This window comes from Pseudomonas sp. UBA6699, from assembly GCF_002454615.1.
GTDB classification, from domain to species: Bacteria; Pseudomonadota; Gammaproteobacteria; order Pseudomonadales; family Pseudomonadaceae; genus Aquipseudomonas; species Aquipseudomonas juntendi.
This window is the reverse complement of record NZ_DKJF01000126.1, coordinates 13,614-38,301: the sequence shown is the minus strand read 5'-3', so window position 1 is coordinate 38,301 and position 24,688 is coordinate 13,614. Positions and strand designations below refer to the sequence as shown.

Below are 24,688 nucleotides of genomic sequence, written 5' to 3'. Positions count from 1 at the left end.
GCTTTGCGGCCCATCGCGACACAAGGCCGCTCCTACAGCGAAGGCATGGGTTTTGGGCTCAGCGCAGTTTTTCCAGCATCTGGTAATACCACATGCCGGCCGCCAGCAGCGGGTTGCCCAGCAAGTCACCCATCGGCACCCGCACATGCTTGCACTGGGCGAAAGTGTCGAACTGCTCGAGCGTACCGGTCAACGCCTCGGCCATGATCTCGCCCATGATGTGGCTGGTGGCAATGCCGTGCCCGGAATACCCCTGGCAATACCAAACGTTGTCCGACAGCTTGCCCAGCTGTGGAATGCGGTTGACCACGATGCCCATGGCGCAGCTCCACTGGAACTCGATCGGCACGCCCTTCAATGCCGGGAACGTGCGTTCGATGCATGGCCGCAGCTCGCCTTCGATATCCCGCGAGTCACGGCCGGAGTAGTTGGCGCCGCCACCGAACAGCAGGCGCTTGTCGGCTGTCAGGCGGTAATAGTCGAGCACGAAGCGGCAGTCGTACACCGCCAGGTCGTGGGGGTTGATCTGCTCGGCCAGTTCGCCCAGTGGCGCGGTGGTGACGATCCCGCCCATGGCCGGGAATATCTTGCCCTTGAGTTGGCGCTTTTCCAGCTTGTGGTACACATCGCCGGCCAGCATCACCTGGCGTGCCTCGACCCGGCCGTGGGCGGTAACCACCGCCGGGCGCGGGCCATGCACGATGTCCAGCACTTCGGAATTCTCGAACACCAGTGCGCCCAGGCCATGTGCGGCGCGGGCCTCACCCAGGCACAGGTTGAGCGGGTGCAGGTGCAGGTTGCGCAGGTTCTTCAAGGCGCCCATGTACAGTGGGCTCTGCAGGTGCTCAGCCACTGCCGCGCGGTCGAGCATTTGAACCTGCTCGCCCATGCCCCGGCGTTGCGCTTCGGCCTCGAACGCGCGCAGCTCGTTCATGTGCGAGGGTTTCATGGCGGCATGCAGATGGCCACGCTTGAGGTCACAGTCGATGCCGTAGCGCGCTACGCGCTGCTCGATTACCTGGTGGCCACGCCAGCGCAGGTGCCAGATGAAGTCATCGACCTCGGCGCCCAGGTGGTTGCGCATCTGTGAGCGCATGGCTTCGTCGCCCGACAGGCTGCCAGTGACTTGGCCACCGTTACGGCCGCTGGCACCCCAGCCTATACGGTTGGTTTCGACGATGGCCACCTTGAGGCCGCGCTCGGCCAGCTCGACTGCCGTGGCCACGCCGGTGAAGCCGCCGCCGATGATTGCCACATCCACCTGCACCGTGCCCTTGAGTTGCGGGTACTCGGTAGGGTCGTTGAGGGTGGCGCTGTAGTAGGACGGCGCGCGCTGCGCCGGGCCTTTGTGCAATGCTGCGTTCATGGGTGTTCCTTGAATGTTGAGGGGCTCAGGCCTGGTGCAGGTACCAGCGCCAGTCCTGTTCGCTGACTTCGGCCATGAACTGGCGGTACTCGGCGCGCTTGACCTTCAGGTACACGCCGAGGAAGTCCTCGCCCAATGCTTCGCGGGCCCAAGCCGACTGCTGCAGGGCGTCGAGCGCCGTCAGCCAGTCGGTGGGCAGGTGTTCGGTAGCCTGGGCATAACCGTTGCCTTGCACCGGTGCCCCTGGGTCCAGCTGTTCGCGAATGCCACGGTGGCTGGCTGCCAGGATCGCCGCCGCCGCCAGGTAGGGGTTGGCATCGGCGCCGCAGATGCGGTGCTCCACATGCCGGCTGTTGGCCGGGCCACCGGGTACGCGCAGGCTCACGGTGCGGTTGTCCACGCCCCAGGTGGGTGCCAGTGGTGCATAACTGTTGGCCTGGAAGCGGCGGAACGAATTGGCGTTGGGGCAGAACAGCAGCAGTGATTCGCGCAGGTGGCGCAGCATGCCGGCGACTGCCTGGCGCAGCAGCGGCGTGCCAGCCTTGTCGTCGCTGGCGAACAGATTGGTGCCGGCGTGGTCAGCCAGGCTCAGGTGCATGTGCATGCCAGTACCCGCCAGGTGCGCGAATGGCTTGGCCATGAAGCAGGCCTGCATGCCGTGGGCATGGGCCACGCCCTTGACCAGGCGCTTGTAGCGTACTGCCTGGTCCATGGCCTGCAGTGCGTCACCGTGCTCCAGGGTGATTTCCACCTGGCCGGGGGCGTATTCGGAAATGGCCGTGCGGGCCGGGATGCCCTGGGCTTTGCAGGCGGCATACAGATCGGCGAGAAACGGCTCGATCTGTTCCAGTTCGCGCAGGCCGTACACCTGGGTGCTGCGCGGGCGCCCGCCATCGTTGTCCAGTGCCGGTTGCGGGCGGCCTTGGGCGTCGCGCTGCTGGTCAAGCAGGTAGAACTCCAGTTCGCAGGCCATCACCGGGTGGTAGCCGTCGGCTTGCAGCGCCTCGATGGTGCGCAGCAGCACGTGGCGCGGGTCGGCGATGCTGGCAGGCAACCCCTCACTCGGGTGCATGCTCACCTGCACCGCGGCGGTCGGCACCCGGCGCCAGGGCAACCTTGTCAGGCTGCCCTCGAGCGGGTAGGCGCGGCAGTCGATATCACCCACATCCCAGACCAACCCGGAGTTTTCCACATCGTCGCCGTTCAGGGTCAGGCCGAGAATGGTACTGGGTAGCGGCCGGCCGCTCTGGTACACGGCCAGCAATTCGTCGCGGTGCAGCAGCTTGCCGCGGGGTACGCCGTTGGCGTCGAGAATGAACAGCTCGAACAACTCGATATCAGGGTTGTCGGCCAGAAAACGGGCGGCGTGCTCTACGGGGGCAAAATGCATGTTGGGTTCGCTCACGGCTGCGCAGGGCCACCGCACTGGCGGGCGGCCCGGCTGGGGCAAACGGCCAGAGGCTGGCCGGGTTTGGTCACAACGGCGTGAGGGCGGTATCCGGTGGGCGGGCGTGGCGGCAGTGCCACAAGGCCCAGAAGGCGAGGATGATGTGCACCAGCGGGTTTTCCCCGGCACGGCTGCGGGCCTTCGGTAGCGAAGGGCGCGGCAACGGTGGGGCGATGGGCTGGGCGGGCGTCATGGTTTTGATACTCACATGCGGCGTAAGGGTGATTAAAGTCGTGAATGGCAACGTTTACATAAGGACTTGCTAAACTTTCAGCCACTGTGCGATCCCTTGTGGGAGCGGCCTTGCGTCGCGATGGGCTGCGGTAGCAGCCCCAAATCTGCGCCCCGGCACAAATCCACGGGGCTGCTGCGCAGCCCATCGCGACGCAAGGCCGCTCCTACACGGTGCGCGCCAGCCTGGACAGCAAAACAGGCGCAAATCTGCGACAATCGCGCATCCTCAGAATGCCGATCATGAAAAAGCAGGCTCACCTGCATCATTAAAAAGCCCCATGACTGACCACGCCATCGACAAATTGCTGCACAACCTCGACCACGCCATGATTGCCGACCGCCACCGCTTGCGGCGGCAATTGCATGAGCTGCGCAAGCGCCCAGACGAGGCCAAGCTGGCGCAGTGGGTGGACAAGGTCCAGGCCTCTTGTGCCCAGGTTACCGCGCGCCAGCAGAGCGTGCCGGTCGTACGCTACGACGACAACCTGCCGATCGCCGCCAAACGCGACGAAATCAAGAAGGCCCTCGCCGAACACCAGGTGCTGGTGATCGCCGGTGAAACCGGTTCGGGCAAGACCACGCAGTTGCCGAAGATCTGCCTGGAACTGGGCCGTGGCAGCCATGGCCTGATTGCCCACACCCAGCCACGGCGCATTGCCGCGCGCAGCGTGGCGGCGCGGGTGGCCGAAGAGCTGGGTACGCCGCTGGGTGGGTTGGTCGGCTACCAAGTCCGTTTCGAAGACCAGAGCGACGCCAACACCCTGGTCAAGCTGATGACCGACGGCATCCTGCTGGCCGAAACCCAGCATGACCGCTTTCTCGAACGCTACGACACGATCATCGTCGACGAAGCCCACGAGCGCAGCCTGAACATCGACTTCCTGCTCGGCTACCTGAAGACCTTGCTGCACCGCCGGCCCGAACTGAAGCTGATCATCACCTCGGCGACCATCGACCTGGAGCGCTTCTCCAAACACTTCGACAATGCGCCGATCATCGAGGTGTCTGGCCGCACCTTCCCGGTGGAAACCTGGTACCGCCCGCTGACCAGCGAGCAGGACGAAGAGGGCAACCAGATCGAGGACGACCTGACGGTCGACCAGGCGATTCTCGCCACCCTCGACGAGCTGGCCCAGCATGAGCGCAGCCAAGGCAAAGGCCCTGGCGACGTGTTGATCTTCCTGCCGGGCGAGCGGGAAATCCGCGATGCCGCCGAGATCCTGCGCAAGGCGCAACTGCGCCATACCGAGATTCTGCCGCTTTACGCGCGCCTGTCGCCGGCCGAGCAGCAGCGCATCTTCCAGCCGCACACCGGGCGCCGGGTGGTGCTGGCCACCAACGTCGCCGAAACCTCGCTGACCGTGCCGGGCATTCGCTATGTGATCGACACCGGTACTGCGCGCATCAGCCGCTACAGCTACCGCGCCAAGGTTCAGCGCCTGCCCATCGAGGCGGTGTCGCAGGCCAGTGCCAACCAGCGTAAAGGCCGTTGCGGCCGGGTTGAGCCGGGCATTTGCGTGCGCTTGTACAGCGAAGAGGATTTCAACAGCCGGCCGGCGTTCACCGACCCGGAAATCCTGCGTACCAACCTGGCGGCGGTGATTCTGCAAATGCTGCACCTGCGCCTGGGTGCCATTGACGCGTTCCCGTTCATCGAGCCGCCAGATGGCAAGGCCATCAGCGACGGCTTCAACCTGTTGCAGGAACTGTCGGCGGTCAACCGCGAGAACCAGCTGACGCCTATCGGCCGCCAGTTGGCGCGCCTGCCCATCGACCCGCGGCTGGGCCGCATGCTGCTGGAGGGCGCACGCCAGGGTAGCTTGCAGGAAGTGTTGATCGTCACCAGTGCGTTGTCGGTGCAGGACCCGCGCGAACGCCCGCCCGAGCGCCAGCAGGCGGCGGACCAGGCGCACGCGCAATGGAAGGATGTGGACTCCGACTTCGCTGCGTTGGTGAATTTGTGGCGCGGCTTTGAAGAACAGCGCCAGGCGCTGACCGCCAACCCGTTGCGCAACTGGTGCCGCAAGCACTTTCTCAATTACCTGCGCCTGCGCGAATGGCGCGATGCCCATCGCCAGCTGGCATTGATTTGCCGTGACCTGCAACTGACGGTGAACAAAGAACCGTCCGACTACCAGAAGTTTCACAAGGCCCTCCTCAGCGGCCTGCTCAGCCAGATCGGCCACAAGACCGAAGAGGGCGACTACCAGGGAGCTCGCCAGCGGCGCTTCTGGGTACACCCGTCGTCGGGCCTGGGGCGTAAGCGCCCGCAGTGGGTGATGGCTGCCGAGTTGGTCGAAACCACCAAGTTGTATGCACGCGTGGTGGCCCGGATCGAACCGGACTGGATCGAGCCGCTGGCCGGCCACCTGGTCAAGAAGAACCACTTCGAGCCGCACTGGGAGAAAAAGCGCGGGCAGGTCGTGGCCTATGAGCAGATCACCTTGTACGGCCTGATTCTGGTCGGGCGGCGCCCGGTGCATTTTGGCCCGATCGACCCGGCCACCTCGCGGGAGCTGTTCATCCGCGAGGGCCTGGTAGGCGGCGAGATCCAGTCGCGGGCCAAATGCCTGGCGGCCAACAAGCGCCTGCTGGAGCAGCTTGATGAACTGGAGGCCAAAGCGCGTCGGCGCGATATTCTCGCCGATGAAGAAACGCTGTATGCGTTCTACGAAGCGCGCCTGCCCGAAGAAATTCACCAGACCGCCACCTTCGATGCCTGGTACCGCATGGGCAGCCAGAAGGATGCCAACCTGCTGATCATGCGCGAAGAGGACGTGCTGGCGCGTGAGGCCAGCGAGGTCACGGCGGCCCAGTACCCCGACAGCCTGCAAGTGGGCGAACTGCGCCTGCCGCTGACCTATCACTTTGAACCGGGGCACCCGCGCGATGGCGTGACTGTGCGCGTGCCTGCGCCGTTGTTGCCGAACCTGCCGGGTGAACGCCTCGAGTGGCTGGTGCCGGGCCTGCTCGAAGCCAAGTGCGTGGCGCTGGTACGCAACCTGCCCAAGGCCCTGCGCAAGAACTTCGTGCCGGTGCCCGACTTCGTCAAGGCGTCGCTGGCGCGCATGCCGTTCGCCCAGGGGGCCTTGCCCCAGGCCCTGGGCCAGGAATTGCTGCGCATGACCGGTGTGCGTGTAGCCGACGAGGCCTGGGCCGAGTCGGTGAGCCTGGTCGAGGGCCACCTGCGCATGAATATCGAGGTGGTCGACGGCCAGGGCAAGTTCCTGGGCGAGGGCCGCGACCTGGCCGAGCTGACTGCCCGTTTTGCCGCCGCCAGCCAGGCCGCGTTGGCCGTACCGCGCACGGCTGACGCCGAAAAGCCGGTGCAGGCCAAGGCCTTCAGCCCCGTGGCGCAGACCACCCAGCAAAAGATCGCCGGCTTGTCGATGACGGTCTACCCGGCATTGGTGGACGAAAGCGGCACGGTGCGCGAAGGCCGCTTCTCGACCCAGGCCGAAGCCGAGTTCCAGCACCGCCGTGCCTTGCAGCGGCTGCTGCTGCAGCAACTGGCCGAGCCGGCCAAGTTCCTGCGGGGCAAGCTGCCGGGGCTGACCGAACTGGGCCTGCTGTACCGCGAGCTGGGGCGTGTCGAAGCGCTGGTCGAGGACATTTTGCTGGCCAGCCTGGACAGCTGCATCCTCGAGGGTGAACACCCCTTGCCACGCGAGGGTGCGGCCTTGGCCGGGCTGGCCGAACGCAAGCGCGGCAGTTGGGCCGAGCACGCCGAGCGCCTGGCCAGGCAGGCGCTGGAAGTGTTGAAGCTGTGGCACGGCCTGCAGAAGCGCTTCAAGGGCAAGATCGACCTCAGCCAGGCCGTGGCGCTGAATGACATCAAGCAGCAGTTGGGCAACCTGGTGTACCCAGGGTTCGTGCGTGAAACCCCGGCCACCTGGTTCAAGGAACTGCCGCGTTACCTCAAGGCAGTGGAACTGCGCCTGGAGAAACTCGGTGCGCAGGTGCAGAAGGACCGGGTATGGAGCGGCGAGCTGGCCAACCTGTGGGCGCAGTACAAGGCCCGCGCCGACAAGCATGCCCAGGAGGGCAAGCGCGATGAGCAACTGACCCTGTACCGTTGGTGGCTGGAGGAATACCGGGTGTCGCTGTTCGCTCAGCAACTGGGCACCAAAGTGCCGATTTCTGACAAAAGATTGAGCAAGCAGTGGGGCCAGGTGGAAGGCTAAACTTCCACAGTTGTGGCAGTATTGATGCAATTTGGGGCCGCCTGGCGGCCCTTCTCGGGTGAGCCCCTCGCCCCTAACTTGGCACTAAAGTGCCACTAGGCTGTCCTATTCCCGCCAGCGCCCCCGTGGCGATGGCCTTCGAACAGAGGAACGACCGTGCATAACGTCGTGATCAGCGGCACCGGCCTGTACACCCCGGCCCAGAGTATTTCCAACGAAGAACTGGTGGCCTCCTTCAACGCCTGGTCCCAGCAGTTCAACCAGGACAACGCCGCCGCCATCGAGCGTGGCGAAGTCGAAGCGGCGCCCTTGTCGGATGCCGCGTTCATCGAAAAGGCCTCGGGCATCAAGAGCCGCTTCGTCATGGACAAGGCCGGCATCCTCGACCCGCAGCGCATGAAGCCGCGCCTGCCGGAGCGTTCCAACGACGAACCCTCGGTGCTTTGCGAAATGGCCGTGGCCGCTGCTCACCAGGCCTTGCAGCGTGCGGGCCGCACGGCTGCCGATATCGACGGCGTGATCGTCGCCTGCTCCAACCTGCAGCGCCCGTACCCGGCCATTGCCATCGAAGTGCAGCAGGCGCTGGGCATTCAGGGCTTTGCCTTCGACATGAACGTAGCCTGTTCCTCGGCCACGTTCGGCATCCAGACCGCAGCCAACAGCGTGGCCCTGGGCCAGGCGCGTGCAGTACTGATGGTCAACCCCGAGGTGTGCACCGGGCACTTGAACTTCCGTGACCGCGACAGCCACTTCATCTTCGGTGATGCGGCCACCGCAGTGGTGCTCGAGCGCGCTGACAAGGCCAGCTCGGCGCACCAGTTCGATATCGTCAGCAGCAAGCTGTGGACCGAATTCTCCAACAATATCCGCAACAATTTCGGCTTCCTCAACCGTGCGGCGGAAGAGGGGCAGGGCGCTGCGGACAAGCTGTTCATCCAGGAAGGCCGCAAGGTGTTCCGCGAGGTGTGCCCGAAAGTGGCCGAACTGATCGGTGAGCACCTGCAGGAAAACGGCCTGAACCCTAGCGATGTGAAGCGCTTCTGGCTGCACCAGGCCAACCTCAGCATGAACCACCTGATCGTCAAGAAGCTGCTGGGGCGAGAAGTGGCCGAGGAAGACGCCCCGGTGATTCTGGACCGTTACGCCAATACCAGCTCGGCAGGCTCGGTCATTGCCTTCCACCTGTACCAGGATGACCTGGCCAAGGGCGCCTTGGGGGTATTGAGCTCGTTCGGTGCGGGGTATTCGATTGGCAGTGTGATCCTGCGCAAGCGCTGATTACCTGGTCTGATCCGAGATAGCCGGGGCCGACCTGCAAAGGGCGCATTCCCCTGTAGGAGCGGCCTTGTGTCGCGATGGGCTGCAAAGCAGCCCCAGCTATTTCACAGGCAAAAAAAAGCGGGAAACGCCGGATGGGGTCGGCATTCCCCGCTATTGCGTGTTTAGAACTTGGCTTCCAGGTCCAACTGCAGGGTATCCACGTCCGCATTGCTGTTGGGCAGGTTGGAGTAGTCGGTCTTGGCCATCAGGTAGGTTGCACCTACGCCGAAGTTCTTGTCGATTTCATAACCGACCTTGAACTTGTGGCCACGCGAACCTGTGAAGCCGGCACCGAAGTCAGAGTCGGTGAACAGGCTGACCACACCGTTACGCTGCACGTCGCGGTAGTTGTAGTCCAGGCTCCAGGCGCCGATCTTGCTCTTCAGACCGGCCAGCCAGGCTTTGTCCTTGCCGTCGGTGCTTTCGGTATTCTTGACGAACTGGCCGTAGGCAGACAGCGGGATGGCAAAGCCGGTGAAGTCGACCTGACCGAAGCCTTCCACCAGGTTGAACTCGTTGGTGGTGTTGCCCAGCGAGGCCAGGGCGGCCGAAGCCTTGTCGTTGTCGTAGCCGTAGATGCTGCCGCCCACGGTCACCTTGACGGTGTCGGCTGCGTTGAACCTGGTGCCCAGCTGGCCTGCGTACAGCTGCGCGTCATGCTTGAACTGCACGCCGTCGCCATCGACGTTGTCTTTCAGGTTGTAGTGACCAAGGCTGCCGAAGACTTCAGCCGGGCCAACGTTCATCTTGTAGGTAGCTGCCACACCTTCCGGGTTGATGTCGCTGTCCCAGATGATGTCGCCCATGCTGACCCACGGCTGGTTCATCTTGCCGCCGATCAGGTGCAGGTTGGGCACGGCAGTCGGGTGCCAGTCGAGGTAGGCCAGGTCGACCCACAGCGATTTCTTCTCGAAGTAGTTGTCCAGGCTCTGGTTGGTCGAGCGGGCATCGGCGCTGCTGCCGGTGGCCACACGCACGCCGGCGTCGACTTGCGGGTTGATCTCGCTGTAGAAGCCGACACGGGCACGTACGCGCTCACGGTCCTGGTTGCCACTGCGGGAGATCGGGTTGTCGACGTTGACGTCTTCGTAACGCAGGCGCACATCGCCCTTGATCTGGGTCTTGGCGGCCCATGCCACTTTTTGTTCAAAGGCGCTCATACGTTCGGACTGAGCTTTCTGGTCGGCCTTTTCCTTGGTTTCTTTTGCCAGATCGCCTTGCAGTTCATTGTACTGCGCCTGGTTGATCGAGCCGTTGGCGCGCAGCATTTCGAGCAGCTTGGCGTCGACAGCAGCACTGGCCGGGGCGCTCAGGGCCAGCATCATGCCGGTGAGGCTCATTCCGGTAAGTGTAGAAACAAGACGCATAAGGTTCTCCCTACTGAAAAAATGGGGGAGGCTCAAGCGCCTGCCCCTGTGTTGGCATGTCTTCGGAAAGGGCCTGAATAGACAGGTTCTGGTGTTCCGGAAAACAGGCGCAAGTATTGCGAGGGGCAGTGACAGATTAATGTCTGATTAGTGGCACTGTTGTTAAGTAAGTGAGAAGAAAAGGGGCAGCCTGACGTTCATCATTTGAGTGACGCGCCTGGGTTGGGGATACTGAACGCCTCCCGACTGCGAGCCAAAACCGTGACCAGCCTGTACAGCCTTGCCCATTTGCGTGATCTTCCGGCGGCCACCTGGGATGCCTTGGTGCCTGCCGGCCAACCCTTCCTGCGCCACGGCTTTCTCAGCGCCATGGAGGACAGCGCCAGCGTTGCACCCCAGACGGGCTGGGCTGCCGAGCATCTGGTGCTGGAGCGTGACGGGCAGGTGCGGGCGCTGTTGCCGGCCTACCGCAAGTGGCATTCGTTTGGCGAGTACGTGTTCGACCACGGTTGGGCCGATGCCTGTGAGCGGGCCGGCATTGCCTATTACCCCAAGTTGCTGGGGGCGGTCCCGTTCAGCCCGGTCAGCGGCCCGCGTTTGCTGGCCGACGACCCGGCCGATGGGCTGCTGTTGCTGCAGGCGTTACCTGAGTACCTGGGCAAGGGCGGGCTGTCGGGTGCCCACATCAATTTCACCGATGCGGCGCTGGACCAGCAGTTGGCCGGCCTGCCGGGCTGGCTGGAGCGCCTAGGGTGCCAGTTTCACTGGCAAAACCGCGGCTACCGCGACTTCCAGGACTTTCTCGACAGCCTCAGCTCGCGCAAGCGTAAGCAGATGCGCAAGGAGCGCGAGCAGGTGGCGGGGCAGGGCATCGATTTTCGGTGGTACCAGGGCAATGAACTGGACGAGGCGCAATGGGACTTCGTGTTCCGCTGCTACGCCAACACCTATGCCGTACGGCGCCGTGCGCCCTACCTGACCCGTGCGTTCTTCAGCCTGCTTGCCGAGCGCATGCCCGAGGCGCTACGGGTAGTGATGGCTCGCCAGGGCGGGCGGGATGTGGCCATGGCCTTGAGCCTGGTGGGGGGTGACAGCTTGTTTGGCCGCTATTGGGGTTGCCTGGACGAATTCGACCGGCTGCATTTCGAAACCTGTTTCTACCAGGGCATGGACTTCGCCATTGCCGAAGGTTTGCAGCGCTTCGATGCCGGTGCGCAAGGTGAACACAAGCTGATTCGCGGGTTTGAGCCGGTGCTGACGCGGTCGTGGCATTACCTGCTGCACCCTGGGTTGCGGCGGGCGGTGGGGGATTTTCTGGTGCAGGAGCGGGAAGGGGTGAAGGGGTATGCCGAGGAGGCGCGGGGGATGTTGCCTTACCGGCGGGACTGAGAGACTTGTATTGCTTGTAACGGCCCTATCGCTGGCAAGCCAGCTCCCACAGAGATCGCCTCAGGGCTGACAGGTGTTTGCCACAAGGTATGGCAGCGCCTGTTAGAGCGAGCGCCGCCCGCGCGGCGCTCGATCTCACAGGCGCTGAAGATGCCCTGGCTACCCTTGCCAGGAACCATTGAATCTCCCACAGGGATGTCACAGGGTTATACTGGCAGCACTTCCCTGACAGGTAACCCAATGTCCTCCCTCAGCCACGCCCTGCAGTCCTGCGACATGCTCCTGATCGACGGCCTGCACGCCTTCGAGTTCACCGCCGATACCACTGGCCTGCGCGTCGAGTGCATGGACGGCCGCCAACTGCGCCGCTGGTCGTTTACCCCCGAGCAGGTCGCCGCGGCGACCGCCATGGGTGACGAGTGGCAACTGGACGATGCCAACGGCGCGCATCGGCTAGTCTGCATGAGTGCCTTTCGCGCCCCGGATGAAGACCAAGATGAACCGCACCTGGACGACCCTGCTGACCGCTAGCCTGATGAGCCTGACTATCCCGACCCATGCCGCGACCCTGCTGGTGGGCAGCTATACCGATGGTGCCAGCCAGGGTATCTACCGCTACCAGTTCGACGAACAACGGGGCCACATCGACCCTACCCCGCAGCAAGTGGTGAAAAGTGTCAGCCCGTCGTGGCTGGTGCTGTCGGCCGACCGCCGCCTGCTGTTCGCTGTCAATGAAACCCCGGGCGGCAATGCCAGCAGTTTCAGTGCAAAGGGCGACATCAAGCCGCTCAACCAGGTGGCCAGCCAAGGCGACGAGCCAACCCATGCCAGCCTCAGCCATGACCAGCGCTACCTGTTCGTGGCCAACTACGCGGTCAACCCTGACCCCGGCGGCAGCCTGGCAGTGATGCCGGTAGCCAGGGACGGTCAGCTCAAGCCGGTCGTGCAGCAATTGCAACACCGGCCCAGTGGCGTGAACCGCGAGCGCCAGGCGGGGGGGCATGTGCATTCACTGGTGTCGTCACCCAATGGGCAATATCTGTACGCCAGCGACCTCGGTGCCGACAAGGTATTCATCTACCGCTACGACGGCGCCAGCCCGGACCAGCCGTTGAGCCCGGCCACGCCGCCGTCGGTGGCGTTGCCGCCAGGCAGCGGACCACGCCACCTGCTGTTCGATGCCACGGGGCAGCATGCCTACCTCACGTTGGAAATGAGCGGGGAAGTGGTGATGTTCGATGTCAACGGTGCGGGCCTGACCGAGGGTCAGCGCCTGCCACTGACCGAAGACTCGGCCTCGACGGCCAAGGCGGCGGGCGGGTTGCACCTGTCGGCCGACGGGCACTTCCTGTACGTGAGCAATCGCGGTACAGCGAATGAAATCGTGGTGTTTGCGGTTGGCAAGGGCGACGGCAAGCTGACGTTTGTGCAGCGCCGCGCCGTGGAAGGCGACCACCCCCGCGAGTTTGCCCTGGACCCCAGCAACCGCTTCCTGCTGGTGGCGAACCAGAAGAGCAACCAGATCGTGGTCATGCGCCGTGACGCCGAGACTGGCAAGCTGGGCGAGACGGTGCAGATCCTGGACCAGGACGCACCCTCGGACTTGAAGTTCATCGACTGATATCAACACCACGCCTTGTAGGAGCGGCCTTGTGTCGCGAAAGGGCCGCAGCGCGGCCCCGGCAATGTCCGCGGTAACGCGAGAACCCGGGGCCGCTGCGCGACCCTTTCGCGACACAGGGCCGCTCCTACAGGGAGCCGGGTGAAGCTACCTGGCCATGATCGAGCGGAACAGGTCTGATGCCAACCACCCCTCTAGCCAGCTCCGCAGCCGCGGATAAGCGGCCTCGGCGAACCACTGGGGTTCCACCCCGGCAAACTGGCGCATCAGGGGCAGCAAGGCGGCGTCGGCGATGCTCGGCTGGTCAGCCAACAGGTACGGCCGGCTCTCCAGCAACCCTTCGAGCTCCGCCAGCCAGGCCTCGGCCTGCTGGCGGTAGTACGCGCGAGGGTGCTGCGGGTAGCGCTCGGCATACTTGTACAGGTTCACCTGCGACTTGAACGTGCTGTCATTACGCGCGATCAGGGCATGCGCCTGCTGCGCCGCCGCGGGGTTCGCGCGCAGTTGCCAATCTTGCGGGTCGTTCTGCGCCAGCGCCCAGCGCATGATATCCAGGCTCTCTTCCAGCACCTGGCTGCCGGTGTCCAGCACCGGCACCGTGCCCTTGGGGGACAAGGCCAGCAGTTCTGCCGGCTTGTTCTTCAGCGCCACTTCGCATACCTCGACCTCACAGCCCGCATAGCGCAGGGCCAGGCGCGCGCGCATGGCCCACGGGCAGCGACGGAACGAGTACAGGATCACCCGCACACCTGCACCTCGCTCAGGCCATTGCCTTGGCGGTGCACCTGAATCTGCACCGGGATCCGCTCGTGCATTTCCTGCACGTGGGAAATCACTGCCACCTTGCGCCCCTGTGCCTGCAAGCCGTCCAGGGCATCCATGGCCAGCTGCAGCGACTCGGGGTCCAGGCTGCCAAAACCTTCGTCGATGAACAGCGATTCGATGCGCAGGGTGCTGGAAGCCATCGAAGCCAGGCCAAGGGCCAACGCCAGCGACACCAGGAAGGTTTCGCCGCCGGACAGTGAGTGCACCGAGCGCAGCTCGTCGCCCATTTCGGTGTCCAGGACCAACAGGCCCAGGGCGCTGCCGCCTCGCTTGAGGCGGTAACGGCGGGCCAGTTGGCGCAGTTGGCTGTTGGCATGGTGCAACAGCAGGTCAAGGTTGTAACCCTGGGCGATCTTGCGGAACACATCGCCCGAGGCCGAGCCGATCAGGGCATTCAGGCGGGCCCAGCGCTGCCACTGCTGGCGGGCTTGCTCGATCTCGGCTGCCAGTGCCTGATGGGCCTGCTGGCGGCGCTGGTCATCGGCCTGCTGCGCCCGCAGTTCGGCGCATTGCTGCTCGTGGCTGGCCATGCGCTCGCGCAGTTCCAGCAGGGCTTGCTCGAGGGCTTCGGCCGTGGTGTCCACGGTCATGTCGGCCACGTGCTGTTGCAGGCGCTGTTCGCGCTCCTGCAGCAACACGCGGCTTTGTTCGATGGCTTTTTCCGCGCCTTGCAAGCGCTGGCGCAATGCTGTGACCTGCGCATCCTCCATGGCCAGCAGGCGATCCAGCCCGGCGTCATCCAGCTCCGGGTGCTGGCTGCGCCACTGCGCGATCTGGCCCTGCAACTGCTGGCATTCGGCAACCAGCGCCTGTTGCTGCTGGCCGTCGGCCTTCAGCTCGCTGGCCAGTTGCACGGCTTGCGTGCGCAGTTCCTGCAGGCGCTGGGCGGTGTCGGCGTCCAGGGCGCGGGCTTGGTCCAGCGCGGCGTCCATGTGCTGTTGCCAGGCTTCGGCAGTGGCGTGTTCACCGAGCAATTCGCCGAGGGCGGCCTGGGCCTGCTGGCGCTGCTCGTCCAGGGCGGCAAGTTGTTGCTGCAACTGCTGCAGGCCTTGCACGCGGGCCTGGTGCTGGTCGCGCAGCTTGTCGAGTTGGGTTTGCCGGGCCTGCTGTTCTTCCAGTTCGTCCTTGCGCTGTTCCAGTTGCTGCAAGCGCTGGGCGATCTGCTGGTCCAGGGCCAGGAAAGCATTGGCCGGGTCTTCGTCGAGTGCCTTCAGGGCCTGCTCGGGCAGCACCCCGGCCAGGTCGTGCAAGCCTTGCTGCAACTGCTGCTCGTCGTTGGCCAGGGCCTGGTGCTGTTGTTCGAGGTGGCGCTGGGCCTGCTGTTGAGCGTCTTGGGCGGCCTGCAGTTGCTGGGTGAGGCGGGCAGCATCGCGTTGCAGCGTGAGCAGCGCGCTCTGGCGTTTCTCGTCCTGCGCAATTTCCGCCTCCAGGCGCTGCAGCTGGCTGGCCAGCCAGGTGCTACGGGCCTTGTCATCCTGCGGGGCCAGGGCCGGCCACAGGCTGTGCGCCTGCACTTGCGCCACCAGCGGTTGCAACTGATCGCCCAGTTGCTGCTGTTGCTGCTGGAAGTCCTTGAGCTGGGCGTTGACCACGCCCAATTGGGTGCGCAACTCGACCAGCTTGGCGTTGAGGGTGTCGACCTGTTGCTGCGCGGCAGCTTCTTCAGCCTGGTCATGCCGACCCAGGCTGTGCAGCAGTGCGTCAGGCTGGTGGAACGGGTGTTCGGCACTGCCGCAGACTGGGCAAGGTTCGCCATCGCGCAATTGCTCGCGCAGTGCCTCCACGCTGGTGGTGCGCGCCAGGCGTTGCCGCTCCAGCAACTGGCGGGTGAGGTTGAGCGCCTGTTCGGCCGCCTCCAGCTCGGCCTTCGCCGCGGTGCCTTCGCTGATCAACTGCTGGCGTTGCTGCATGGCCTGTTGCTGGCGTTCACGAACGCTGTCCAGTTGCTGGCGCAGTTCCAGTTCGCGGCCGTGCAGGCGCGACATTTCTTCAACAGCGCGCTGCTGCTTGCGGTTGTCCTGCAGCATGCCACCGAGCAGGTCGATCTGCTCGGCCAGGGCCTGGGGTTCGGCCTTGGCTTCGCGGAACAGCAGCTCGTAGGCATCGCGCTCGGCCTGCAGCTGCACATTGGCCTGGCTGGCCTGGGCCTGCAGGCCGGGCAGCTCTTCGCGGCCCTTGGCCAGGCGGCCGCCAATCAGCATCACCTGTTTGAGTTGCGGCAGGTAGGCGTGCCACGCACTGGCCAGGCCTGCCAGGTGCTCGCTGTCGGCAAGGGCACTGTCGATCTGCGCCAATTGCTGCAGGCTGCGCTGCTGGTTGGCCTCCAGCTGTTGCAACTGCTGCTGGCCATCGGCGACGTGTTGTTCAGCCTGTTGGCTGCTGCTGTGTTGCGCGGCCAGCGCTTCGTCCAGGCGCGCCAGGTTGTCCTGGGCGGCGAAGGCCTGGCGCAGGCGTGGGGCATTCTCGCCGTGTTGCGCCTGGCTGTCGGCGAGCGCCTGGCGTGCGGCGTTCAGTGCTTGCTCCAGGGTATTTGCGCGTGCCTGGAGTTCGTCCTGCTGCTGTTGCTGCTGCGCAATTCTTGCCGCCAGTGGGGCCAGTTGTGCGTTCAGCGCCTGCTGGCGGTGGAACTGGTGGCGCTGAGGTGCCAGGCGCTCCAGGCGCAGCAGGTCCAGGCGCGGTTCGGCCAACTGCTGCCAGTCCTGCTCGGCGGCCTGCAGCGCGCGGGCCGCCTCGGCGTGCTGGGCTTGCAGCCGGTTTTGCTCTTGCAGCCAGTTGCGTTGCTGTTCCAGCTGGCGCTCACTGGCCTGGTCAGCCTTCAGGTGCTGCTGCGCCTGCTCCAGTTGCTGGTCGAGCTGGGCGCGGGCTTCGGCGTCCATCGGCAGCAGGTGGCTGGCGCGCGCGAGCAGGTCGTTGTGCACCTCACCGGCCTCGCGGGCCTTGCTGAACGCGCGCTGGCCCAGGCGGGTGTAGATGGCGGTGTTGGTCAGTTTTTCCAGCAGTTCGCTGCGCTCTCTGTCGTCGGCCTTGAGAAACGCGCCAAACTCGCTCTGGGCCAGCATCACCGCGCGGGTGAACTGCTCGAAGTTCAGGCCCAGGCGGGCTTCGACCAACTGTTTGTATTCGTTCTTGCCGCTGGCCAGGACCTGCTCGCTGTCCAGGTCGTAAAAGCTCTGGCGGCTGTGCTGCAACTTGCCGTTGGCCTTGTCGCGGGCGCGGTTGGCTTCCCAGCGGGCACGGTAGCGGCGGCCGTCGACGCCGACGAAATCGACTTCGGCAAAGCCGCTGCCGGTACCACGGCGTAGCAGGTTGCGCGGGTCGGATGTGGGGATGTCGCCGTCGGCATCCGGCACCTTGGCTTCGCGACCGATGTCATTGAGCCGCGGCACGGTGCCGAACAGGGCCAGGCACAGGGCGTCGAGCAGGGTGCTCTTGCCGGCGCCGGTGGGCCCGGTAATGGCGAACAGGCCGGCGCTGGCCAGGGGCTCGGCAGTGAAGTCGATGTCGACGGGGCCGGCCAGCGATGCCAGGTTCTTCAGGCGGATGGCAAGAATCTTCATGGCTGCTCCTCTTCCTGCTGCACGTCCTGCAACAGCAGGGCAAAGTCGGCCAGCGCCTGCTCGTCGACAGCGCTGCCGTAGGCTTGCTCCCAGGCTCGGCTGAACAGGTCTTGCGGGGTCATCTGGGCCAGTTCGACAAAGGCCAGGTCATCATCTTCGCTACTGTTGCGCCCAGCGTACTCGGCACTGATACGCACCAGCCGCACTGCCTTGCCCGCCAGCGCGGTCTCGATCTGCTGGCGCAGGTCCGGTTGCGGCTCGTCGAGAATGACCCGCACCTCCAGCCAGGGTTGGCGATTGGGGTCTTCCAGCAGGTCGATTACCGGCTGGTCTGCCAGTTGCTGTAACAGCTCACCCAGCGGTGCCGGGCCGATGCGTTGCAGGGCTACGGCGCGCGGTACCGGGCGCGGCTCGACGCTGACCAGGCCGCTGCCGTCCAGTTCCACCTCCAGCACCTGGTGCGGGTAGTTGATTTCGGCGAACGACAGTGGGATCGGTGAGCCGCTGTAGCGGATGCGTTCTTCGCGGTTGACCTTCTGTGGCTTGTGCAGGTGGCCGAGGGCGACATAGCTGATGGCCTTGTCGAACAGCTTGGCCGGCAGCGCCTCGGCGTTGCCGATGATCAGGCTGCGCTCGGAGTCTTCCGACACTGCGCCCCCGGCCATGTGCGCATGGCTGATGGCAATCAGCGCCTGGTCTTTCTTGCGTTTTTGCAGTGCTGCGGCGATCAGTTGCTGGTGCACCTGGGTGATGCCTTGCAGGTAGTCGTCGCCCAGGTGGGGGCCGGTGACTTCGGCCGGCCGCAGGAACGGCAGCGCCAGGCACCAGGCTGCGACCTTGCCGCGGCCATTGGTCAGCGGGATCAGCAGCCGCTCGGCATCCAGTTGGCCCTCGTCCAGCCAGTGCACACGGCCCAGGGCGTGGGTGCGCAGGCGGCGCATGAGTGCGGCAGGCAGCTCGATGCGCGAGCCGGAATCGTGGTTGCCGGCGATCATCACGATGTCCAGCTTGGGCTGCTGCTCATGCGCCTGGACGATGAAGTCGTACAGACGCTCCTGGGCTTTGACGGGGGGGTTGACCGTGTCGAAGATATCGCCGGCGATCAGCAGCGCATCCGGCTGGCGCAGGCGAAGCTGGCCGAGCAGCCAGTCGAGGAAGCAGGCGTGTTCGAAATCGCGTTCCTGGCCGTGCAGGCTTTGGCCCAGGTGCCAGTCGGAGGTATGAAACAGACGCATGGATGACCTGTGGTGTCGAGTCGAGCAAGCCAGAGGGCTTGGCTTTGGGGATGGGCGTTGCGCGAGGGCGGTATGGTAACCCAAGCAGGGGGGTGGGGGGCAGGGCGGGGGATAGGGGGGAGGGCTGGCAGCGGTTCGTCATCACATTTGCAGCGCCTGTGAGATCGAGCGCCGCCCGCGCGGCCGCCTTGTTTGTACGGCGCGATGTCGAGACATGTACCCAGGGTGGGGCTGGCACCGGCTGCGCCGGTGTTCGCGGGCATGCCCGCGAAGAGGCCCTGGCAGGCAGCCGGCTACTTGGGATAAAGCGGCGGCAAGCTGCCGTTCTCCCCAGCCGGCAACAACACCTGCTCGGCCGGCGGTATCGTGCCGATCGCCCGCCACAAATCCTCACCCTGCCAATACTGCCCACTCTCGCTGTACAACGCGCCATTCAACCCATCCAGCGCATCCGACAACGGCACGAAGCGCGCCGCCATCTCGGCCAGGGTCTCCGGTTGCTGCCGGGCCCAGGCGTCCAGCGCCTGGCGGGTGGCCTGGGGGTCGTTCGCCAGGCAGGCGCGCTTGAGGTCATCCAGCAAGGTGCGCGGGCTCGGCCCGTTCTGCGCCGCACGCAGCACCGCCGGTTGCGAGCGGGCGCGCCACCACAGGGCGAAGCCCAGTACGGTGGAAAGGGCGAACAACAGAGTCGCCAATTGCCAAGGCCACAGCGCGCTGCTGGCGCTGCTGCTATCGCCCACCGGGCTGTCGGCACTCAATGCCGGGTTGTCCTGCACGTTCAGCGTACGCGCCGGCAGGCTGCTGTGCTCCAGGTGATCTTCACGGGTGTTCCACCACGCCACTTCCAGCGCCGGCAGGGCCAACGTGCCGGCATGGGTGGGCACCAGTGCTTCGCGTTCCTCGCGGTTGGCGGTCATGCCGCGTTCGTTGATTTCGTTGCGCAGCAGCGGCTGGTCGGGGTAGCGGCGCAGGCCGGTGATCTCGGTGGCGGGTAACGGCGGCAACTGGGTGCTGGAAAGGCCTTCGGCGCGCAAGGTGATGTTGCGCGTCAGCGAGTCGCCAATCTGTACCTGCTGGTTGCCGGGGTCGGGGTTCCAGTGCTCTTCCAGTGTCAGGCTACGCGCCGGCAACCACGGCACACCCGCAGGCCAGGCGGCGGGAATCGGGCGTACCGCCAGCCGCAGCGGCAGCGAGCTGACCTGTACCTGGTGCCCGGCCCGGGCCGTGCCATTGGCTTGCGGGGTTTCGTCGCTGCTGGCTGCGGCGGTGGCGCTGAACGTCAGTGGCGGGATCTCGAGCGTGCCACTTTGCTGGGGGTACACGGCATAGCGGGTTTCGATCACGCCGTGGCGCACGCCATTGATTTCCTTTTCATAGGTGCGCGATTCGCCGAGCGGTTCGACCTTGGCGCCTTCCAGCTGCAGCGGGCTCAGGCTGCTGTCGTCATAGAGCGCCACCGAGTGATAGATGCGCAAGGTGAGCACAGCCTGCGCCTGCACGTAGACGTCGGGGCTGTCGAGGGTGGCCTCGATGAACACCTGTGAAGTGTCCTGGCGGCTGGCATCGGCCTGCAGCACTTGCAGGTCGATGGCCTGGCTGCGTGACTGACCCAGCTGCAGCTCGGGGATACGCAGGCTGCCGCTGCGCCGCGGCAGCAAGGTGATGATCCAGCGGGTGCTGGCGCGGGTTTCACCGTCGAGGGTATGCAGGCTGTTCAGCTGGCGCGTGCCGCGCACCTCGAAGTCGCCTTCCAGGGCGCGCAGGTCGGGCTTGCCGAACTGGGTGACGTCCTGGCTTTCCAGGGTCAGTTCCAGGCTTTCGCCAGCCTGCAGGCGGGTGCGGTCGACGCTGGCCTGCAGCAGGGGTTCAGCCTGGGCCAGGGTGGCCCACAGCAGGGAGAGGAGCAAGACGCCGAAGCGACTCATCGTGGGGTTTCCTGTTGCAGTTGCTGTTCGTACCAGAATTTGCGCCGCAGCAGCTCCGCCGGGTTATCGGGGATCTCCCGCAGCCATTGTTCCAGGGCTTGGCGCTGTTCGGCGTCGAGGCTGGTCGACACCGGGCGCTGGGGCGGCTGGATGACGCCCTCATCGGCACCCGGCTGATTACCCGGTGCACCCTGGCTGTTGCTGCTGCTTTCGCCAGGCTGCTCGGCGCTGGCTTGTTCATCACCGCCGGGGGTGCCCTGGGCGGCGCTGCTGGCCGAACTGCTGTTGCCTTCGGTGTCGCTGCCGGGCGTGCCTTGGGCATCGTTACCGGGCGGTTGTTCCTCGGCCTTGGCCTGGCGCTGTTGCAGCAGCTGTTGCACCAATGCCTGGTTGTCCAGTGCCACTTGCAGATCGGGTTCGCGCTCCAGCGCCTGCTCGTAGGCGTCCAGGGCCGCTTCCAGCTCACCGGCACGGGCCAGTGCATTGCCTCGATTGTAGTGGTCGGCGGCCGTGTCGCCTTGGGAAAATGCCTCGGCCGCACCCGCGTAGTCGCCGGCCTGGTACAGCGCCAGGCCGCGCCACTGCGTGTCATGGAAGTGCCGAGCCGCGCTGGCTGGGCGGTTCAGCTCGAGCAGGCGTTGGCCTTGCTGGTCGGGGCGCAGCCACAGGTCATCGAGCTCGAAAGCCTGGCTGGGCTGGGGCAGGGCCAGCAGCAACGGCAGGCAGAACAGCCAACCGCGCCGGCCGGCACACGCGGCCAGCAGCAGCAGCGGAATCAGCAACCAGTAGCCCTGGTCGGCCCAGCTGTCCAGCTGCAGGGTCTGGCCGTCGTTGCGCCCGGCCCGCGGCTGGTCGAACAGGCCCAGGCCACGCAGGTCCAGGTCGTCGATACGCGCATGCCGGTAGCGCCCGCCGGTGCCGTTGATGAAACCCTTGAGGCTGGCGTTGTCCAGGCGGGGCACCAGAATGCCGCCTTGGTCATCCTTGAGGTATTCGCCATTGGCCTGGCGCACGGGGGCACCGTCACGGCTACCGATACCCAGCATCAGCAGGCTGGGGCCCTGCCGGCCAAGGGCCTGGGAGATGCGCTGGCGCTCCGGGGCGCTGAGCGACGACCCGATCAGCAGCAGGCGGCCCTGGCCGAGCCCGCTCTGGGCCAGCAGGGCCAGGCCCTTCTGCACGGCCAGGTCGGCGCGCTGGCCGGGCTTGGGCATGATCGACGGGTCGATGGCCTCCAGCAGGTTGCGCGTGGTGGCCAGGTCATCGGACAGCGGCACCAGGGTGTGTGCGGAGCCGGCATAGACCACCAGCGCCGTCTGGCTGTCGCGGCGGTGCTCCAGCAGGTCGAGGATTTTGCGCCGGGCCTGTTCCAGGCGATTGGGCGGGCTGTCCTCGGCGAGCATCTGCGGGGTCAGCTCCAGCAATATCACCAGCGGGTCGGCCGGGCGCTGGCGGTTTTCTTCCACCCGCTGCCAACTGGGCCCGAGCAGGGCCAGGATCACCAATAGCCAGGCCAACCCCAGCGCCACCCACGGCAGTTTGCTGGTGTTGCCGTTGCCGCCGCCCAGCAGCACAGCGTGGAATGCCGGCGGCAGGATCAGCTGCCAGCGCCCGGCCCGTTTGCGCCGATGCCACAGCTTGTACAGCAGCCAGCCAAGCAGGGGCACGGCCAGCAGCCACAGGGGGCGCAACCATTGCGGCCACAGGTCGATCATCGCCGCCTCCGCAAGCGCAAGCGCTTCAGGCGTTGGCGCCATTCCGGGTGTGGCTGCAAGAAGCGCGGCTTGCGCAGCAGGCGCTGCATCAGGTTGTCGGGCCATTGCACGGCCACCACCAGCAGCACGCTCAGCAGCAGTGCCAGGGCCAATGGCCAGGCGTACAGGGCTTGGGCGGTGCGGGCCTGGGTCGGTTGCTGGGCCACCGGTTCGAGTTGGTCGAGGGTGTCGCCAATAGCGTCCAGTTCGGCTCCGTCATGCGCGCGGAAGTAGGCACCGTGGGTGATTTCGCCGATTTCCCTGAGTGCGGCTTCGTCCAGGTCCAGGCTCGGGTTGAGGCCGAGCAGGCCTGGGGTGCCACTGGCTTCGGGGTTGGCGCCAATGCCGATGGTGTAGATGCGCACGCCTTCCTGGGCTGCCAGGCGGGCTGCCGTCAGCGGATGGATCTGCCCGCCATTGTTGGCACCGTCGGTAATCAGCACCAGTACCCGGCTTTGCGCCGGGCGCTGGCGCAGGCGTTTCACCGCCAGGCCAATGGCGTCGCCGATGGCCGTGTTCTTGCCGGCGATGCCGATTTGCGCTTCGTCGAGGAAGGTGCGCACGGTACGCCGGTCGAACGTGAGCGGGGCCTGCAGGTAGGCCTGGCTGCCGAACAGGATCAGGCCCACGCGATCGCCTTCACGGTCCTGCAGGAAATCGCCGAGCAGGGCCTTGACCAGGTCGAGGCGGCTGATGTCTTCGTTTTTCCACTGCATGTCCGGGAAGTCCATCGACCCGGACACGTCCACCGCCACCAGCAGGTCGCGGCCGCTGGCCGCCACTGGCAACGGGTCACCGAGCCATTGCGGGCGCGCGGCAGCGCACAGCAGCAACAGCCAGATGACCACGAATGGCCCTTGCTGGCGCCAGGTGGGCAGGTTCAGCCGCGCGCGCCGCCCGGCCAGGCCTTCCAGTTCGTTGAGGAAGCCAACCTTGAGTACCGGTTCGCCGCTGTCGGCGGCGGGCAGCAGCAGGCGCGCCAGCCACGGCAGCGGCAACAGGGCAAAGACCCACGGCCAGGCCAGTTCAAACATGCTTGCGGATCCAGGTTTCGACGGCTTGGCTCAGCCCGGCGATGGCCTTGTCGTCGAGTTTGCACTCGGGTTTATAGGCGCCTTCGACCAGCACCATCCAGCGTGTGAGGCCGGCTGCGGGGCAGCGGTTGTCGAGAAATGCCAGCCACTGGCGGCCGTTGAGGGTGTGGCTATTGGCGCCCGGGTAGTGGCTGCGGCACAGGCGCTTGAGCAGGGCGTTGATCTGTTGCAGCCAGGCGCCGGCGGGGGCGCCGTCGTAGGGGCGTGGCAGGCGTGCCAGCTCGGCCAGCGCTTCTACCCGCACCGGGTCCAGCGGTTGCTCGGCGCGTACGACACGGCGCTTGCGCGGGCGCCAGTGCCGCAGCCGCCACAGGCCCCAGCCCAGCACTGGCAGGATGACCAGCAATGCCCACCAGCCGGGTGCCGGCGGCCACAGGCCGATGGGCGCCGGTTCGATCAGCGGTTGCAACTGATCGAGCGGGTTCATGACGCGCTCCGCGGGCGCTGTGCGCTCAGGTATTCGCGCAATTGCTCGATCATTTCACTTTGCGTGCTCAGCGGCATCAGCAGCACCCGCAGCTTTTGCGCCAGCAGCTCCCAGCGCTCGATGCGGGCTTCGGCCTGCTGGCGGTAGGCCTGGCGCAGGTTGGCGTCGAGGGTGTCGAGCTCCAGCTGCGCGCTGCGTTGGGCAAAACGCAGCAGGCCAGCGGCCGGCAGGGCATGGTCGAGTGGGTCGGACACCGGCAGCAGCAGCAGGTCGCAATGCCGGGACAGCATGGCCAGGTGCTGCTCCACCTGGGCGCTGAGCGAACGCTCGTCGCAGATCACGATGGCCAGGCTGCCCGGGCGCAGCACTTCGCGGGCGCGGCGCAGGGCCAGGCCAAGGCTGTCGGCCCCGGCAACCGCCTCGGTGTGCAGCGCCTGGTTGACCTTGGCCATGCGGTTGAGCAACTGCAGCAGGCTCTGTTTGCTGCGCCGGGGCTTGATTTCGTGGTGCTCGTTGTCGCCGAACACCAGGCCGCCGATGCGGTCGTTATGGGCCAGCGCGGCCCAGCCGAACAAGGCGGCGGCCTGGGCGGCGAGCACCGACTTGAACATCAGGCCCGAGCCGAAGAACAGCCGCTGGCTCTGCTCGACCAGGATGAAGATAGGCCGTTCGCGTTCTTCGTGGAACAGCTTGGTGTGGGGCTCCTGGGTGCGTGCGGTCACCCGCCAGTCGATGTTGCGCACGTCGTCGCCGGCCTGGTACACGCGCACCTGGTCGAAGTCCACACCGCGCCCGCGCAGCTTGGAATGGTGCAGGCCGACCAGCGGGCTGCGTTGGCCGGGCTTGGAAAACAGCTGGATTTCGCGCACGCGGTGGCGCATGTCGATCAGCTCGGCGAGGCCGATGCGGATGCCGGGTTCGGCCAGGTGCGCAGTGGGCATGG

17 protein-coding genes are annotated in these 24,688 nt (G+C 65.7%); 5 read left to right on the top strand and 12 right to left on the bottom strand.

All coding sequences use genetic code 11. The annotated features are described in order from the left end of the window. Positions 1 to 58: 58 nt before the first annotated feature. From B3361_RS23125 to B3361_RS23115, 3 genes are all read right to left on the bottom strand, one after another. Positions 59 to 1,366, bottom strand: coding sequence for an NAD(P)/FAD-dependent oxidoreductase (locus B3361_RS23125; RefSeq protein ID WP_029885384.1), 1,308 nt, complete (start codon positions 1,364 to 1,366; stop codon positions 59 to 61). Between the two features lie 25 nt (positions 1,367 to 1,391). After that, positions 1,392 to 2,756, bottom strand: a complete 1,365-nt coding sequence (locus B3361_RS23120; protein WP_009686761.1) for a glutamine synthetase family protein — start codon at positions 2,754 to 2,756, stop codon at positions 1,392 to 1,394. An 85-nt stretch (positions 2,757 to 2,841) separates the two neighbouring features. Beyond that, complete coding sequence (locus tag B3361_RS23115; protein ID WP_009686760.1) at positions 2,842 to 3,006, bottom strand: hypothetical protein; 165 nt, start codon at positions 3,004 to 3,006, stop codon at positions 2,842 to 2,844. 319 nt (positions 3,007 to 3,325) lie between these two features. Between B3361_RS23115 and hrpA the strand changes: the two genes are divergently transcribed. After that, entirely contained in the window at positions 3,326 to 7,231 is a 3,906-nt protein-coding gene (hrpA, locus tag B3361_RS23110) for an ATP-dependent RNA helicase HrpA (protein WP_286920386.1), read from the top strand. 156 nt (positions 7,232 to 7,387) lie between these two features. Further along, positions 7,388 to 8,509 (top strand): beta-ketoacyl-ACP synthase III, encoded by a 1,122-nt coding sequence (locus B3361_RS23105; RefSeq protein ID WP_009686756.1) that lies wholly within the window; start codon positions 7,388 to 7,390, stop codon positions 8,507 to 8,509. Between the two features lie 164 nt (positions 8,510 to 8,673). Here the strand turns inward: B3361_RS23105 and B3361_RS23100 are convergent, their stop codons facing one another. After that, a complete protein-coding gene (locus B3361_RS23100) occupies positions 8,674 to 9,918 on the bottom strand; it encodes a putative porin (RefSeq protein WP_033691274.1) in 1,245 nt (414 codons plus the stop codon). Between the two features lie 261 nt (positions 9,919 to 10,179). Here B3361_RS23100 and B3361_RS23095 point away from each other — a divergent pair, with 261 nt between their 5' ends. The 3 genes from B3361_RS23095 (at position 10,180) to B3361_RS23085 (ending at position 12,928) form a co-directional block, all read left to right on the top strand. Continuing rightward, entirely contained in the window at positions 10,180 to 11,307 is a 1,128-nt protein-coding gene (locus tag B3361_RS23095) for a GNAT family N-acetyltransferase (RefSeq protein WP_009686754.1), read from the top strand. A gap of 240 nt (positions 11,308 to 11,547) precedes the next feature. Beyond that, positions 11,548 to 11,838, top strand: a complete 291-nt coding sequence (locus B3361_RS23090; protein WP_054905310.1) for a DUF5629 family protein — start codon at positions 11,548 to 11,550, stop codon at positions 11,836 to 11,838. Next, positions 11,804 to 12,928 carry a lactonase family protein gene (locus B3361_RS23085; RefSeq protein WP_286920385.1) on the top strand — a complete coding sequence of 375 codons (1,125 nt, stop codon included), beginning with the start codon at positions 11,804 to 11,806 and terminating at the stop codon, positions 12,926 to 12,928. Before B3361_RS23090 ends, B3361_RS23085 begins: the two co-directional genes overlap by 35 nt. Before the next feature lie 147 nt (positions 12,929 to 13,075). Here B3361_RS23085 and B3361_RS23080 read toward each other — a convergent pair whose 3' ends face one another. The 8 genes from B3361_RS23080 to B3361_RS23045 form a co-directional block, all read right to left on the bottom strand. Then, the gene (locus tag B3361_RS23080; RefSeq protein ID WP_029885844.1) at positions 13,076 to 13,669 is read right to left on the bottom strand and encodes a glutathione S-transferase; all 594 of its coding nucleotides are present in this window, start codon (positions 13,667 to 13,669) and stop codon (positions 13,076 to 13,078) included. Further along, positions 13,666 to 17,310, bottom strand: a complete 3,645-nt coding sequence (locus tag B3361_RS23075; RefSeq protein WP_054905308.1) for an AAA family ATPase — start codon at positions 17,308 to 17,310, stop codon at positions 13,666 to 13,668. Before B3361_RS23075 ends, B3361_RS23080 begins: the two co-directional genes overlap by 4 nt. Continuing rightward, entirely contained in the window at positions 17,307 to 18,545 is a 1,239-nt protein-coding gene (locus B3361_RS23070; protein ID WP_054905307.1) for an exonuclease SbcCD subunit D C-terminal domain-containing protein, read from the bottom strand. The genes B3361_RS23075 and B3361_RS23070 overlap by 4 nt, the downstream gene beginning before the upstream one ends. Positions 18,546 to 18,838: 293 nt before the next feature. Continuing rightward, a complete protein-coding gene (locus B3361_RS23065) occupies positions 18,839 to 20,470 on the bottom strand; it encodes a BatD family protein (protein ID WP_154211498.1) in 1,632 nt (543 codons plus the stop codon). Further along, the gene (locus B3361_RS23060) at positions 20,467 to 22,185 is read right to left on the bottom strand and encodes a tetratricopeptide repeat protein (RefSeq protein WP_054906022.1); all 1,719 of its coding nucleotides are present in this window, start codon (positions 22,183 to 22,185) and stop codon (positions 20,467 to 20,469) included. Before B3361_RS23060 ends, B3361_RS23065 begins: the two co-directional genes overlap by 4 nt. Continuing rightward, positions 22,182 to 23,258, bottom strand: a complete 1,077-nt coding sequence (locus B3361_RS23055) for a vWA domain-containing protein (RefSeq protein WP_054906021.1) — start codon at positions 23,256 to 23,258, stop codon at positions 22,182 to 22,184. The genes B3361_RS23060 and B3361_RS23055 overlap by 4 nt, the downstream gene beginning before the upstream one ends. Then, positions 23,251 to 23,745: a DUF4381 domain-containing protein gene (locus B3361_RS23050; RefSeq protein ID WP_009683483.1), complete on the bottom strand. Its 495-nt coding sequence runs from the start codon at positions 23,743 to 23,745 to the stop codon at positions 23,251 to 23,253. The genes B3361_RS23055 and B3361_RS23050 overlap by 8 nt, the downstream gene beginning before the upstream one ends. Continuing rightward, on the bottom strand, positions 23,742 to 24,686 hold the full coding sequence (locus tag B3361_RS23045; protein WP_029886675.1) for a DUF58 domain-containing protein: 945 nt from the start codon (positions 24,684 to 24,686) through the stop codon (positions 23,742 to 23,744). The genes B3361_RS23050 and B3361_RS23045 overlap by 4 nt, the downstream gene beginning before the upstream one ends. Between the last annotated feature and the right edge of the window lie 2 nt (positions 24,687 to 24,688).